A 14,260-nucleotide genomic window follows, 5' to 3' on the forward strand; every position below is an offset into this window, starting at 1 on the left:
TCCTGACAAAGTCACAAAGCCAAAATGCCTTGTACTTGTCAGGATATTTCTATTTAGTTCTGTAGGGATTAAAATTCAGTATTTCCCGACAGCTCCTTCAATTTTATTTTTACAAAGAACTGATATAATTACGCCTCACTTCTTAACCTGCTTTTTAGCCTTGATTATTTACAGATATCTTGAAAAATTTTTAGAACACAAGTATACATGCGAAGAGATTCCAAAGACCTTAAAAGATTTTAATTTTGCATATATAAAAGGGCAAGGTTTCATACCTCTATATAAACGAACAGAGCTCACAGATAAACTGCATGAGATTTGTCATTTTAATACATATTTTGAATTTATAACAAAAAGCCAAATGAGGACAATACAAAAACAAAGTAAAGGAAAATAAAATGCTATTTTTTAAGTTTCAAAACGAAATAAAAATGCCCTGAAAGCCAGTAAAACACTGGGTTTCAAGGGCATTTTAACTTTTAAAACTGTCAAAGACAGGATTATATCATATTTTGATTAAATTGTCATCTGAGATAGTGATTTTAAAAAAGCTGGTTATAATTTTCTTTATCATAATAAGAAAAAACGTAAATTACTTTATCTTTATATTCCTTATTCTGAAAATCTGTTTTAAATTGAGGTGCAATAGTCAATAAATTTTCAATTGGCATAAAAGCAATCAATGCTAACTCATGACCATCTGGCGCTATCACTTTATTTGAATAGTCTAAATCTAGCCCAACTAATATATTATTTATATTGGGTTTACTATCTAAAAAGTTAAAATTAACGTATCCATTTTTTTCATTTAAATTCTCCTAAAAATTTAAGGGCATTTCTTGCCTGCTTTTTTCAATTTTCTAAGAAATTTCTTGGTTTCTTTTCTTAAACGTTTTCTTTGAGCTTTAGGAGTTCCTGTTTTTCTTAATCCTCCTTGAGCAATATCAATCTCTCGATGTATATCAGTGAGTAGTTTAGTAATAGACATCCCATTTTTTTGAGCAAGTAGAGCCCATTTTTCCGCTTCGTCTAATTTGTTTTTGTCTTTACTGTCTTGGTAATGATCAAAGAATATATAGGCCAAATCATATTGTGCTTGAGTATTACCTAATTCGGCTGATCGAATTAACCAAAATATAAATTTATCATTGTTAAATTCATAAAAAGCAAAATAATTAGCTAATTTTGATACTGCTTGACTATTGCCAGAGGAAGCATCAATTTTTAACTTTTCCAGATCAGTTTTAGAAATATACATACTGTCATTTATTGAAATGTTGGCATTAGATTTCATGTCTCTATCCTTACTGTATGAATTATTATAAGACGTTAGAAAAACACTTTAAAAAAATAAATTTAAGGATTTTATGGCTTAAATGTAACATATTTACCTCCATTTAATACTTCTCCTGTAACTGCACTAACATTTTCTGTTGCACCACGTACAGGTGCTTTTAATTCATTAGCCAATTTTTGAACAATTATTACATTTGTTCATTAGTCCTAATGGATCATTCCATTTCGTTGTATTAGGTGCAAACAAATACAAATTCTCCCCACCCAACAACCCAATAGGATCCTGATTCACAAACCGACCCGCATCAGGACTTTAATACCTGAAGAAGTTGTAGTGGAATTCTATCTCACGGTCAGCGTACTGGTTTTGCAGTCGGAATGGTTGGTAAGCGGTTCCGGATATGTTAGTTACACTCTTTCAGACGCCCCCAAGCTGTGTAGTTGCCGAACCAAACCAGATTGCCGTCTTTATTGGTCATGTCTCTTGGGATGCCGATTTCGGTCGCAGTGGAAGTAGTGGGTTTGTTGCCGGCTTTGTTGTAGGTATAGTGGCGGTTGAACGAAATACAACAAAGATCGTCTGAAAACCTTGCGTTGGATTCAATGATTTATCTAGATGGCGATTATCATGTTTTTTATTTAAGCATAGTTTAATTTAAAAACAACAAGCTTCCCCTCAGGATATTTACCTTCCCATCCACAAGGCCAAAACCCTTTAAAATAAGCATCTTCTATCATATTCCAAAAAGGATGATTTTTCTTATATTTGTTATTTAAATAACAATTAAACAAATCGGCATCTACATCACTAAATAAACTATCTTTTAATCCCTCCTCTAAGTTCAAGGAATTTAATTTTTTTTCAATTGCAGGAACAGCATATTCATCCCAAAAATTGTCATCTTCATCTGTAGATAACTTTAAAATTAGTGAGTTTGATTCACGCGAATCCACCCAAACAGTCTCTAAATCATACTGCTGATATGCATATCTTTGCGCTACTGAAATATCTTGAATAATTTTCCATCGGCTGTTTTGAAAATTACCTGATACTTCTAATAAATTATTTTTTATAAATTCTAACATTATATTCATAATGCTACTCCTTATTATGTTTAGTAATTAATCCAATCTTGTTTTGTTGTCGGTTTATATAAAGTCATACTTCCTGACTTTAGTGCCTTATGAATTTTGGATTGTAATGATTGAATTTTTCTAGCCTTTTCTCTATCACATTTAGAATTCTTATCAATATTATCTACTATTTCCATAATTGCTTGGTTATATCCTCTATGATAGCTCTTATGTTTAGAACGGGTAGTCCCTTTAGATAGAGATTCCGGTAACATTATTCCGTTACCTTGGTGTTCTCTTTCAGACGACCTTACGGTTTGGTTGGATTTCGAACTGACCATTCGTTTAAAGATAAGGCAAATCTAAGGCTTCATCATAACTTTCGTCTAATATTTTATTGACTGAGGCGGCAAACTGAATAGCCTTCATATCAATTGTTTCAGGATTATTTGGAATCGGAAAGACAGCTATACCTATATTATTTTCTATCAACCATGGTATGCCATCCTCTAAAAATTCTTCTATCTTAATTTCATAAATATCAGAATTCTTATCCTCAGAATTTGCCATAATTCTTGCGAATTCTAATTCAGGCCATATGGCTAAAGATGAATTTTTCTCATCTCCCCATAATATCCAATCTCCGTCATTGTCTGCTAAAACATATAAAACTCCAGAGTCAGTTATCCTTTTTAAAGTATGCTCATAACGTTCTTGACTGGACAAATTAAGAATTGCATTTATTGCTTTTTTATGTAAAACCATTGTTAACCTCCTAATAAATAAGGTAAATCAAATTCTTCCCCATACCACTCATAAAAATAATCATTAATCATCTTAGCAAATTCAATTGGATCCAAAATAATAGTTTCGGTTTTTTCATCTATAGGAAAAATAGCTAATCTAATATTACTTTCAGACATTAAAGGAACAGTATCTTCTAAGAAGTTCTCTAGTTCTATTTCATCTATTCTCAATGCTTGAGGGTTCCATTGGAGAGCTAACTCCGCAAACTCAGATTCTGGAAAGATCATTAGGTATTCTTTTCCTTCATCATCTTGCAAACATATCCAGTCATCTTTTCCATCTAATAGGTATAAAGTTTCAGTACCGGATATAGTTTTAATAGAATAATCCAATCTTTCTTTAGCTGATAATTTAACAATTGAATCAATTGCTTGTTTTGGCAGGTCCATTATTTAAATCCTTTCTATTTCCGTGAATCTTTGATTTCTTGCTCAGATTTTCCACCACATTTTTACCCAATACAATCCCATTTAACGAATTATTTGATATTTTCAACATAATATATATTCTTTCCTGTATTTGTCTATGTCAATTAGTTTCTCAGTTATCAGGGGAAACGACTTCTAGATAGAATGTCATTGCTAATGGTAATGAGATTGTTAAAGAACAAATAAGTTCAGGCGACCTCAAAAAAGATATTAAGATGGTCTGAAAAGCAAAAACCGCGTGAGTTCGACCCGCAGGCACACTACTTCAAGATTGAAAGTTTCATACGGGCTAGGGCTTGCTTAATAAATTTATTAAATCTTCTAATTAAAAATACTTAAATGGATAAATATTAAACAAATTATTACTTATACTATTTACTGAATTTATAAACTCAGCTTTTACATTATCCGTAAGTGTTTCTCCTTCATCTAATAGGTGTTCTAAATCTCGGTATAAGAAAGCCAACTGGATAAATTGTGAGAAATCTATCCCTAAATTTGTAAATCCAGATTTGGTATATTCTCCAGTATCATGATTATAATAAAAAATGGTATTATCTATTTTATTTAAAAACCATCCATCTCCTTGTCCCGCTTGTCCAATACTCCAAAAACACCTTGATATTTTGGGATAATGACTCTCTAAGTATCTATTTTCATTTAAAGCCTCTTCATAATTAAAAAGAGAAATATCAGGTATTATCTCTACCTCCTGATATTTAGTAATAAATAACAAATAGTTATTATCTAACTTGGGAAGTTTATCTAACTTTTTAATTTCCACTTTACGCTTAATACATATATTAAAAAAATCCTCGGGAAATAATTTTGATTTTAACATAAAAGTATACTCCATAAATATTTTGATAGAAAGATATTTCTTTCAATACCATATCGTTAAGATTAGGGGTTTCATGCATGCTATAGCCGACCAAGATTGATTTATATTTTATTTTTTATTTACGTTTTCTAGAATTATTTAATAGTTTTACTATCTTCTCTTTATTTTCGCTGGATGAGTTAATTGCAATTCTAATGGCATTTTCCCCAAATTCATTTTGTATATTTTTATCAGATCCATTGTCAAGGAGTAATTTCACCATTTCTATATTTCCAAACATGCATGCATAATGTAGGGGGGTATATCCTAAGTCTCCTTTAAGATTGATCAATGCCCCATTTTGAAGAAATACAAGAGCATCATTTAAAGAATTATTTCTGGCTGCAATATGTAAAACTGTATCATCCATACCTCCTACTTGATTTACATCTTCAATAGTGTCACCCAAAAAATCAGGATGCGTTTCATATTTTTTTAAAATACATAATAATTCTTTTTCCATTAACAATACCTATAGTTCTAAGTTGATAAATTTAATATCTGGATTTTATTTAATACTCGTGACGCAATTTTCTTTATGCTCTTTTTTAGATTGTTTAATCTGTTTTTACGTTCTTGTATTTTTTGAGTATGACCGTCCTGACCGTATTCGTAGGCGGTTTTGGCCTAGATTGTTATTGAAGAAATATTTCAGACGACCCCAGCCGGTGTAGTTTCCGAACCACAAGAGGTTGCCGTCCTTATCGGTTATCTCTCTTAGGATGCCGATTTGGTCGCAGTGGAAGTAGTGGGCTTGTTGGCCGATTTCTCCGTCTTCGTTGGTCCAGTTGCGTACCTGCGCCGGCGGTCCGTAGCTGTCTTGGTCGGTGTTGATATAGGTATATCTGCCGTCCGGTTGGACTTCCTGCAAAAGGTCGCTGCCATCCCAAACGAAGCGGGTTTGGTTTTCGAGGTCGTCTGAAAAGCAGAAATCGCGTGCGTACCGCACACAGTCCACGTCAGGACTTAAGGTTTTCTTAGGTACTGCTTTCTCTACATATTTCATTAGGTAATTTGAACAAAAACATTACCTTCTGAACAATTTTCATTACAGAAAAAATAATAAAACTCATCTCCAAAATCTTGCTGGAACATATTATCTATCTCTCCTGCATATATTTGAAATTGAAATGACATATTTGATTTCTGAATAGGATCTTGTAGCCAGTATGGTACCTCATCACCAGACTCACTGATTGAAAGTTTTTTGCTAGGTTCGATACAGCTTGTTTTTTTTACTTTTGAAGAACGAATATCACTTAAAATTACACAAGAACTTTTATTTGGCTCTGGATTTTTATCGCTCAAATCATATAAATGTTGATCATCTTCATGATCGTAAGTAATAAAGATATTGCAATACAAGTTAATATCTAGCTTTTTATTTAATAAATTTGCAGGAAGCCCCATAAAAAACAGCATAGGGTTTCCATTATAATCTACAGGCCAACTAACTTCTTTCTCTAAAAGAGCTGGGCCAAACATTCGAAAATCAAATTTATCCGCAAATTCATCTATGATTTTTAATTCACCTAACATTTTAGTACCTCCTAAAATTTTATATCCTAAAGATCTCAAATATCGCTGAGCCTGTTCTCTTAGTTTTCTAGCTCTTGATGGACCATACCCAGTCATTCTTATAGATCCTTACCAAACATCTATTTGACGTTTGCTTGGCATAATTCTACCTTATTTTACACCAGATCGTTTACAAAGTGAAGTTTCAAATTGATTTTTGATTTTAGTCCTAAATGTTTTTGTGCGCGCCTTTTCTCATTATTTTGGATAGAATTTGAATTATCCTGTCCTCGGGTTCGTAATAACGCAACAAGTTATAATGCAGCCTGTTTTCTTCATCGAAGTACTGGTTTTGCAGTCGGAACGGCCTTTGCCGCCTTCCTGAATGCGTCCGATTTTGTCGTAAACGTAATGAAGGAATACGCTTCTTTTGTCGGCGTTATGAATTAGGTTGCCGGCTTTGTCGTAGGCGTAGCGGCGGTTGACAGCGCCGCCGGCACCTACCGCACCCTTACAGGATAGACAGTTTTTAGTGGGGAGTCTTTTACTGAACTTGCCGTTCATATAGAACATACCGCCGGTACGAACGATATAACATTTGCGGATTTGACCGAGGAAGAATGGCGCATCGGCCAGTCCGGTTTGGTGGCGGTACGGCTCTTTATCCCTTTACAGCCGGGAAATTATAAATAAAGTTGAATAGTACTTGTTATTCTTTTTTGTGTTTCAACACTAATTTCCTGGTTAAAATTTTGGATTAATTTTAAAAAATCAATAATTAAGTTGATTTGAGTAGTGTTAAATATCGTACTTTGGTTTCTTAGGGCTATATATAAAAATTCAACAACGTAACCATATAAATGAAATTTAGATAAATTAGAAAAAATATATTTTAAACAGCAAGGAGTAAAATATAATAAAGCCTTATTAGTAAAAGCTTGCCACTCTAGTGATTCAAGTATTGAGAGAAAATCATCGTATGTTATCTCAATCCAAGTTTTAGTAGATAGTTGCATTATAGAATATATATAAGAGTTATCACTGTCATCAAAACTTATGATGTTATTTTTATCAACCTTGAAAACTGGAAAAGTAGGCCTAATTTTTTCCTCTAGACAATTTCGTTCTTGTATATATTTTACCTCCGTAAGAAATTTTTCAAATTCACAACATAGTCCTAAGTCTTTGACAAATTTGGAGATATATTCTAAAAAGTCATAAATGATATTGATTTCATCTTTGGTTAAAGATTGCAGTAAACTAAATAGTTCACTTACTTCTCCTTGGGATATGTTAGAATAATAGCTAAATAATTCTATGAAACAATCATTATCTATACTAGGATTTTCTATCAAGCTTAGTAAAAGTGTATTTAAATGTAAAGTATTTTCATTTTTTGGGTTATCTGATATTTGATTTTTAATTAATAAAATTAGATTGTTTTTTTTCATATCTTACTTTCTACCTTTTAATGTATGGCAATATTTGCAGGAATACTTTTCTTAATTAACTCTTCTGAATCTGCCGCAGTGGCATTTCGTGCAAATGGAGTTCCCAATGAAGCTGTTTTTTACAACGCCTTATTTAATCAGATTGATTTTCAAATCGCATAAAAAAACATCCTTTGTATATATTTAATGAAAGAATATTATCATTATTTTCAATAACATATATTTTCTCATATAGAAAATTTGGAAAATCCGTCAATACATCTGTAAGTGCACTATCTATTGCTTCATACTCATCATCTGTCAGTGGTGAATCAATATATACATAAAGAGCGAAAAATTCTTCGGTCATATCAAATGCAATAAGTCTGACTTTGTTACAAATTGCCCCAAGAAAAGCCATTTGCATACTTAAAATAATTTCTTGTTTTTTCATAATTAATTTCTCAAATAAAATATAGAATTTATGTTATATCAGGCAATGCAGGAACAATAAGAGCTTCTTTTTAGGATGAATGAATTATTCCCCATTCTGTCGGAGTCTCATCTCTCTTAGGATGCCGATTTGGTCGCAGTGGAAGTAGTGGGTTTTCACGGCGGTTTGGGCATAGCCCGCCGCTACTTTGGTTTTGCCTTTACCGCTTTCCATCAAATCATTTCAGACAACCATGTAGGTTAGAAATTTATTGTAACTATTTTTTCATGATTATTTTCTTCCCAGTATTGTTTGTAGAAAGATAATGCATCATGTATTAAATGATATAACTCACTATTTCTATCCTTTAGTTTATTAATATTATTAAAATTCAAAATAATTTCTTTCTCTTGAATCCAACTCAAATCTCTCATGCATTCGTCTAAAGCATCTAGATTTGATCCAAAATAGCTTGGAAAATTAAGTTCTTGATTTAATATATTTAAAAAATTTTGTTTTGTTTTTAATTTTAATAAATTTATATCTATGATTTTTTTATTGGTATTCATAATACAACCTCTCAATGCTCCCTGCTAAATAGGTTCAAATATTTGCAGAATTGGTACGATTTTTCCATTTTCCAAGGTAGTAGAATCCGTTATAAAGAAACATTGTGAAAAATTTTTGTCAAAAATATAAGAATACTCATAGAAACATAGAGAGTCTAAATCTTCTAAATCACTTAAAATTTGTGAGCTTGGTACTAAAAATACAGGAGTTGTTTGATCTTTATAATTATAGTGTCGAAGTATATATAGTTCATCTACAGGAAATAAATCACATATTTTGATTGGTGTGCATAGGTTGCCTTCTCCTAGATGAAAAGGTCTTTTGAATATAAAGTAGGTTTTATCTTTTAGATTTCCATTTACCATTATTTTCTTTTTTCTAATGTTGCCTTTAAAAAAAGTATATATTAAACGTCGTACGATTCTTTTAGATTGTTTTTCATCCAAAAAATTTTCATAACAAAATTCTTTCATAAATTAATCCTCCTTTCTTTCTTTCTGAAGAGCCGTTAGTGCATCTTTCCATCCTTGCATTCCTGGGCGGAGAGTCGACAGGTCAGTTGCACATTGTACAGTCGTCTGTCCTGTGATTCGATTGAATGGATTCAATCCAAGTGGATCAATCCACATTTGAGAGTTAGAAGCAAATTGATATAGATTCTCCCCACAAAACAACCCAATCGGATCCTGATTGATAAATCTTCCGTAGTCAGGTTCATAATACCTGAAGAAGTTGTAGTGCTGCTCGTCTTACCGTCAGCATACTGGTTTTGCAGGCGGACGTCAAGAAACTATTTGAATTTTTCTAATAATTTTTTTCTCAATTCCGCAAATTCATCCGATAGATTATTTTTAAGTTCAGTATAAATTTCATCATCAATTTTACTTTGAGTGAATAGTGTCTTTTTAACATAAGGGATAACTTTTTTAGAATTAATTGAAATTAAAAATGCAATAATTTCATTGTAAATATAGGATTTTTTACTAAATTGGCTTAGTTTATGTATTAGTAAATTTTCAATTGATTCTGATTTATATTGTTTTTCTTTCAATCCATATAATATCCATGAGATAATTTTGTGATGTTTGCTGTTTAAATTTTTTATTAGATATTTTTTTATATAATTTCTTTTTGGGAAATATGCGGAACTAAATGCAATAGAAATAATTATAGAATATCTATTTATATTCCAAATAGAACTAATATTATTTTCCACAGTACGAAATTCTTCTTCTCCTAGATTATATTTTCTAAATAGATGTCCTAAGGAAGATATTGCAGATGATTTTACTTTAATACTTTTGTCATTTTGAATAGAGTGAATTAATATGGAGAAAATCTCTTTCAATTCTGTGGTGCTAAGTTTTTCTTGCATTTGTCCCAAGATAAAACTTGCAATTTCTCTATGTTTACTATATCGACTTGTTAAAAGAATATTTCTGATTATATCAATAATCTCTTTATACTGAAAAAATTGTAGCCTTTTTGCTGCTTCATATTGAATAATAGTATTAGAATGTAGTAGTTTCTCCAATAAGTCATTGATTGATAGATCTTTACATTCTAAAAAAGCGTCAAAATTTGAAATTCTATCATTTACCATATTATTTTTCCTGTTATACCTATCTTTCGAATGCCGAGAATGGCGAAATTTCCAAGCTTATTGTCATGATTTATCTTTTGTCATTGAAAGCAGGAAGGGGTTTGTACTAATTAAACGTTTTACTAAATTAATTTCAGTAAAATTTAATTTCCAAATATATTTTTCATTTTGTATAGAATAACTTCCAATCCCTCTTTTAAAAAAACTTTTTAAATTAATATTTTCAGCTTGCTTATGATTTAGAATATTAAATTCGTAAATATCTTTAATGAACCCTTTTTCAGCTAATGAATCCTTTGTCAAAAGCATTTCATTCCATATTTTTTCTGAGAGTAATGGTATATTTCTGCTTGAAAATATTGTAGATTTAATCTGAGAGCCTTCAAGCGTTTGGCTTTCTAGTAGACTCATGCCATAACCATAATCCCAGTTATCAAGATCAATATTTTTAGTAATGAAATCCAATAATACCTCCTTATATTCATATGGACACATAATTACAAATCTTGCTTCATATGTATTATTGTAATTTAACTCTTCCTGATTCAAAAAGGGATTATCGTATATAATTAAAACCCTATCTATTTTTTTTGTTTGTGCTTGAAAGAATGATAAATTTTGTTGTTTAATTTTATTTAAAGCATTTTCTATTGAACTAAAATGATATTTTCCAAAATTTATATCAATATCATCTAGTCTTAAATTAAATTTATTTAGATATAATTCATTAATTAAAATTATATTCTCCTGAAACCAATTGCTTATATTTAAATAACTATGAATGTCATTTCGTACTAAAAGAGTTATGGAGAAATATTTAAAATTTTGTCTATTTGGTAGTTTTTTAAAAAACATATTATTTCCTTCTTAATAGTTTATGTAACCGGACTGCAAGCATAGAAACTTTTGTAGGTTTACGTTTTATTTTTCCTCTTTGGAAATTATCATTTCTTGCTTTTAATTTGTCACATTTATCTAGTTTTTTCCTGTGTTTTGAAAATACTCATTTATTTTTTATAAACTTGATTAGCAACTTCAGTATCGACTTGATTTCCATTTGCTGCCATCATTACTGTATCAAGAGCTTTTTTCCCTTTTTTCATAAATAATACCTATACCTAAAGTTACAAGCTCAGCTTTACCTAACGCAATCAATTCAGGAGCAATAAGAGGTATTGCAAAAACTGCTAAGCCTTTAGGGTCGATCTATCTTTGTACGTTCAGTGCAAACTGATATAAATTCTCCCCACCCAACAACCCAATAGGTTCTTGATTCACAAACCGATCCGCATCAGGCTCGTAATACCTAAAGAAGTTATAGTGTAGTCCCGTTTCACGGTCGGCGTACTGGTTTTGCAGGCGGAAGAGTTGGTGAGCAGTTTCCGTTATGTTGGTTTCACTCTTCAGTTTGCCCCAACCGTAATAATCCCCGAACCAAAACAGGTTGCCGTCCTTATCTGGCATCTCTCTTGGGATACCGATTTGGTCGCAGTGGAGTAGTGGGGTTGTTGGCTGCTTTCGTTGATGTGGTTCGATAGGCAAAACCACGTACGTGCGCTTACATCGGAGTTGGAAGTACCATTAGAGGTACAGTTTGCTTGTGGCTTGTGATTACCAGCTAGTAATAGGTCTATGCAAATTTGCCCAAAAGTTTAATAATTATTCTTCAAAAAAACGAAATTCAGACAGATCCTTTTCCACAACTAGACCTAATTCTTTAAAAAGATATTTAGATTTCGTTCTCTCAATAACATCATATTGACTTAATAGCTCAGCAAGCCCTTTTTTTGATGATATCTCAATTTCATTATAGTATATTGAAAGCCTTACTGCTTTATCATGAAAAATTGATACCTCAGTTAACTTTTCATTATCAAACCTCAGTACAAAATTATTTATCTCTATGATATTTTTTGCTTTTGAAATAACATTTTCTGATATATCATATTTTTTAATAATATCTGTTAGAGAACAATTAAATTCAAAATCACCTATAGCCTTATAAGGAACAAATATTAATTTATCATAAACTGGGGTTGAATCTTTAAGTTTACTTTTTTGAAAGTCTGAGTACTTCTTACTTGTATTTTCATATAGGTCTCTTATACTTTCATCGTAAATTAATACCTGCAAAAATACTTTATCCTTAGAGTCAACATACAAAAGTAAATTATATTGTGGAAAAACATAAAAATAATTTTCTTCATCAGAAATTTCTATTAAAGGATCCTCTTCTTCTAAAAATTTTTCTAAATTGAAGAAGTTAATAATTTTTCCATCTAAACTGAATTCATTGCAACTTCCAGAGGATGATACAGTAATTAATTGAGAATCAGATTGTATCTTATGCTTTCTATCAAACTCTAATGAATAACTAGGATCATTTAAAGTAACATCATCAAAATCAGCCTTTTTTTGACCTAATACAATTCCATTTAACGAATTATTTGATATTTTCAACATAATATATATCCTTTCCTGTATTTGTCTATGTCAATTAGCTTCTCAGCCATCAGGAAAAACGACCTCTAGATAGAATGTCATTGCTAATGGTAATGAGATTGTTAAAGAACAAATAGTTCAGACGACCTCAAAAAAGATATTAAGATGGTCTGGAAACAAAAACCGTGTGCGTGCTTTGACGTTCGCACCTTACTTGTGAATTTAAAAATTTATGCAAGCTACAGCTGGCTAGGCAACCAATTTAACGAAACTTTTTTCTAGGATCTTTAAACGTTCCTATAAATTTTAAGTCATTATAAAGTTTTTCTGAATCATCGGGTTTAAAAGTAGCGTTTGCATAATAATACAAAGAATTCCCTTCATTCACCCCTTTTTCTTTAGATGCTCTTATAATTTCTTCTGTGGCTTTTTTCGAATGCGTACCAATTTCTTCAGCTAAAATTTCAATTGGAACAATCTCTCCGTTTTTGGTACGAAAAGCTACAAAAAAGTCTGAATCAATAAATGAAACCCCAAAATCTGCAAATGCTGGACATTGAGAATCTGAATCTTCCATTCCTTCAGTGTATTTATTAAATTCATCTAACGTCTTATTTGATGTTCCTATCCATACAGAAATCATATTTTTTGTATCTGAATCAAGCATTTTAATCGTCCTTTCTCAATTATTGAAAATTTAATTTAAAATTTATTTCATTACAGAGGTCGTCTGAAAACAGAAACCGCGTGCCGCTTTATGTCAGGATTTGAGGTTTCATGCGAGCTACGGCTTGCTATTCATCATATATTTCCAAGTTTTCTAATTCACCTTCATAAGTTATTTGAGCAGATATTTCCATATCAGGAAGAAACGAACCAGAATAGTATATAAATAATAAATCATCAAAATATGCTGTAATATTGACAATTTTTAAATCATTTGCTAATTCTTTATTATCTAATTCTGTTGGTTCATAATCACTTTGCTCATAACAAGCTTGATTAATCTCTATTGAAATGTCTCTTATTAAATCATCAATGTTTATTCGTTTAAAAAAGCTCTCTACCCTATCAAGAATTGGATAAATTTGGCTTTCTCTTTGTATATCTCCTGATTCATCATCAATAAAAATGGGTATATCATACGGTTGCATATCACTAGGCGATAAAGATATTAAAGCAGTAGCTTTACCGTCATTAATTTTTAAATTTTTAATCATGGATTAAATCCTTCCTAGGGTTGAAATTTAGAAACTACTTACGTGCCTCCAAACGTACTCTTTGTTGTGATCTAGGGTTTCATAAGGGCTACAACTTACTCATTCATCTTCATAAGCATCACCATAGCTTTGAAAAGAGGAATCTAACCAAAACCATTCTTTTTCATTGGAAACCAATTTCTCCAGTAGTTCTGTAAATGACTTAGCAATAACGGGAGACTCATCAGGTGTAGCATGAGTTTCTATAAAACTATCATAACAAAAACCAAATCTTTTTTTGTTTAAGTCTATACTGATAAATTGACTAAGCTCTTGAGAAGATGCAATCATGAACCAATCATTACTGATATCATCTGTCAACTCCTCCCAAATAACATCATTAACTGGATATAGAATTTGGTTTGTTGGTTGCAATTCTGAAAGTGAACTAATTCTTATCTCACAAGAAGTATCAATATTGAGAATAGCATATTCATAATTTTCATAAAAGAATTCTAAATCTTTTGGCAAAGGAAAAGTAAATTCTGGTTTTGATACTGCTTTCAAAAATTGATGGCTA

21 protein-coding genes and 3 pseudogenes are annotated in these 14,260 nt (G+C 31.2%); 1 reads left to right on the plus strand and 23 read right to left on the minus strand.

Annotation, left to right across the window (positions count from 1 at the left end):
- Positions 1 to 127: 127 nt before the first annotated feature.
- Positions 128 to 397: pseudogene (locus tag EHV10_RS15535) on the plus strand (IS1634 family transposase); the annotation flags it as partial.
- Between the two features lie 429 nt (positions 398 to 826).
- Here the strand turns inward: EHV10_RS15535 and EHV10_RS11745 are convergent.
- The 23 genes and pseudogenes from EHV10_RS11745 to EHV10_RS11855 form a co-directional block, all read right to left on the minus strand.
- Entirely contained in the window at positions 827 to 1,294 is a 468-nt protein-coding gene (locus EHV10_RS11745; protein ID WP_207667158.1) for an SEL1-like repeat protein, read from the minus strand.
- A 168-nt stretch (positions 1,295 to 1,462) separates the two neighbouring features.
- A pseudogene (locus EHV10_RS15540) lies at positions 1,463 to 1,597 on the minus strand (hypothetical protein); the annotation flags it as partial.
- A 103-nt stretch (positions 1,598 to 1,700) separates the two neighbouring features.
- The gene (locus EHV10_RS15545; protein ID WP_408610096.1) at positions 1,701 to 1,904 is read right to left on the minus strand and encodes an RHS domain-containing protein; all 204 of its coding nucleotides are present in this window, start codon (positions 1,902 to 1,904) and stop codon (positions 1,701 to 1,703) included.
- Positions 1,905 to 1,935: 31 nt separating this feature from the next.
- Entirely contained in the window at positions 1,936 to 2,391 is a 456-nt protein-coding gene (locus EHV10_RS11755) for a hypothetical protein (protein WP_128674812.1), read from the minus strand.
- A gap of 20 nt (positions 2,392 to 2,411) precedes the next feature.
- Entirely contained in the window at positions 2,412 to 2,711 is a 300-nt protein-coding gene (locus tag EHV10_RS15550; RefSeq protein ID WP_408610094.1) for an AHH domain-containing protein, read from the minus strand.
- A gap of 4 nt (positions 2,712 to 2,715) precedes the next feature.
- Positions 2,716 to 3,135: a DUF2750 domain-containing protein gene (locus tag EHV10_RS14760; protein WP_207667160.1), complete on the minus strand. Its 420-nt coding sequence runs from the start codon at positions 3,133 to 3,135 to the stop codon at positions 2,716 to 2,718.
- Positions 3,136 to 3,137: 2 nt separating this feature from the next.
- Positions 3,138 to 3,566: a DUF2750 domain-containing protein gene (locus EHV10_RS14765; RefSeq protein ID WP_207667161.1), complete on the minus strand. Its 429-nt coding sequence runs from the start codon at positions 3,564 to 3,566 to the stop codon at positions 3,138 to 3,140.
- A gap of 364 nt (positions 3,567 to 3,930) precedes the next feature.
- On the minus strand, positions 3,931 to 4,446 hold the full coding sequence (locus tag EHV10_RS11770) for an SMI1/KNR4 family protein (RefSeq protein ID WP_128674814.1): 516 nt from the start codon (positions 4,444 to 4,446) through the stop codon (positions 3,931 to 3,933).
- 115 nt (positions 4,447 to 4,561) lie between these two features.
- Entirely contained in the window at positions 4,562 to 4,948 is a 387-nt protein-coding gene (locus tag EHV10_RS11775) for an ankyrin repeat domain-containing protein (RefSeq protein WP_128674815.1), read from the minus strand.
- Positions 4,949 to 5,053: 105 nt separating this feature from the next.
- Positions 5,054 to 5,491 (minus strand): RHS domain-containing protein, encoded by a 438-nt coding sequence (locus EHV10_RS15555; protein ID WP_207667162.1) that lies wholly within the window; start codon positions 5,489 to 5,491, stop codon positions 5,054 to 5,056.
- On the minus strand, positions 5,491 to 6,024 hold the full coding sequence (locus EHV10_RS11785; protein WP_128674816.1) for a hypothetical protein: 534 nt from the start codon (positions 6,022 to 6,024) through the stop codon (positions 5,491 to 5,493). Before EHV10_RS11785 ends, EHV10_RS15555 begins: the two co-directional genes overlap by 1 nt.
- Positions 6,025 to 6,686: 662 nt before the next feature.
- A complete protein-coding gene (locus tag EHV10_RS11795) occupies positions 6,687 to 7,454 on the minus strand; it encodes a hypothetical protein (protein WP_128674817.1) in 768 nt (255 codons plus the stop codon).
- A 133-nt stretch (positions 7,455 to 7,587) separates the two neighbouring features.
- A complete protein-coding gene (locus tag EHV10_RS11800) occupies positions 7,588 to 7,887 on the minus strand; it encodes a hypothetical protein (protein ID WP_128674818.1) in 300 nt (99 codons plus the stop codon).
- 239 nt (positions 7,888 to 8,126) lie between these two features.
- The gene (locus EHV10_RS11805; RefSeq protein WP_045615694.1) at positions 8,127 to 8,435 is read right to left on the minus strand and encodes a barstar family protein; all 309 of its coding nucleotides are present in this window, start codon (positions 8,433 to 8,435) and stop codon (positions 8,127 to 8,129) included.
- Between the two features lie 24 nt (positions 8,436 to 8,459).
- The gene (locus tag EHV10_RS11810) at positions 8,460 to 8,909 is read right to left on the minus strand and encodes a hypothetical protein (protein ID WP_128674819.1); all 450 of its coding nucleotides are present in this window, start codon (positions 8,907 to 8,909) and stop codon (positions 8,460 to 8,462) included.
- Between the two features lie 3 nt (positions 8,910 to 8,912).
- A pseudogene (locus EHV10_RS15560) lies at positions 8,913 to 9,167 on the minus strand (RHS repeat-associated core domain-containing protein); the annotation flags it as partial.
- Between the two features lie 59 nt (positions 9,168 to 9,226).
- A complete protein-coding gene (locus EHV10_RS11820) occupies positions 9,227 to 10,039 on the minus strand; it encodes a hypothetical protein (RefSeq protein WP_128674820.1) in 813 nt (270 codons plus the stop codon).
- 63 nt (positions 10,040 to 10,102) lie between these two features.
- A complete protein-coding gene (locus EHV10_RS11825) occupies positions 10,103 to 10,894 on the minus strand; it encodes a hypothetical protein (protein WP_128674821.1) in 792 nt (263 codons plus the stop codon).
- A gap of 351 nt (positions 10,895 to 11,245) precedes the next feature.
- Positions 11,246 to 11,587: an RHS repeat-associated core domain-containing protein gene (locus tag EHV10_RS11830; protein ID WP_279221838.1), complete on the minus strand. Its 342-nt coding sequence runs from the start codon at positions 11,585 to 11,587 to the stop codon at positions 11,246 to 11,248.
- A 111-nt stretch (positions 11,588 to 11,698) separates the two neighbouring features.
- A complete protein-coding gene (locus tag EHV10_RS11835; RefSeq protein ID WP_128674823.1) occupies positions 11,699 to 12,502 on the minus strand; it encodes a hypothetical protein in 804 nt (267 codons plus the stop codon).
- Positions 12,503 to 12,743: 241 nt separating this feature from the next.
- Complete coding sequence (locus tag EHV10_RS11845; protein ID WP_128674824.1) at positions 12,744 to 13,148, minus strand: immunity 22 family protein; 405 nt, start codon at positions 13,146 to 13,148, stop codon at positions 12,744 to 12,746.
- 127 nt (positions 13,149 to 13,275) lie between these two features.
- A complete protein-coding gene (locus tag EHV10_RS11850; protein ID WP_128674825.1) occupies positions 13,276 to 13,701 on the minus strand; it encodes a hypothetical protein in 426 nt (141 codons plus the stop codon).
- 99 nt (positions 13,702 to 13,800) lie between these two features.
- Positions 13,801 to 14,247, minus strand: a complete 447-nt coding sequence (locus tag EHV10_RS11855; RefSeq protein ID WP_207667163.1) for an SMI1/KNR4 family protein — start codon at positions 14,245 to 14,247, stop codon at positions 13,801 to 13,803.
- Positions 14,248 to 14,260: the final 13 nt, after the last annotated feature.

The organism is Lachnoanaerobaculum gingivalis (assembly GCF_003862475.1).
Lineage (GTDB): Bacteria > Bacillota > Clostridia > Lachnospirales > Lachnospiraceae > Lachnoanaerobaculum > Lachnoanaerobaculum gingivalis.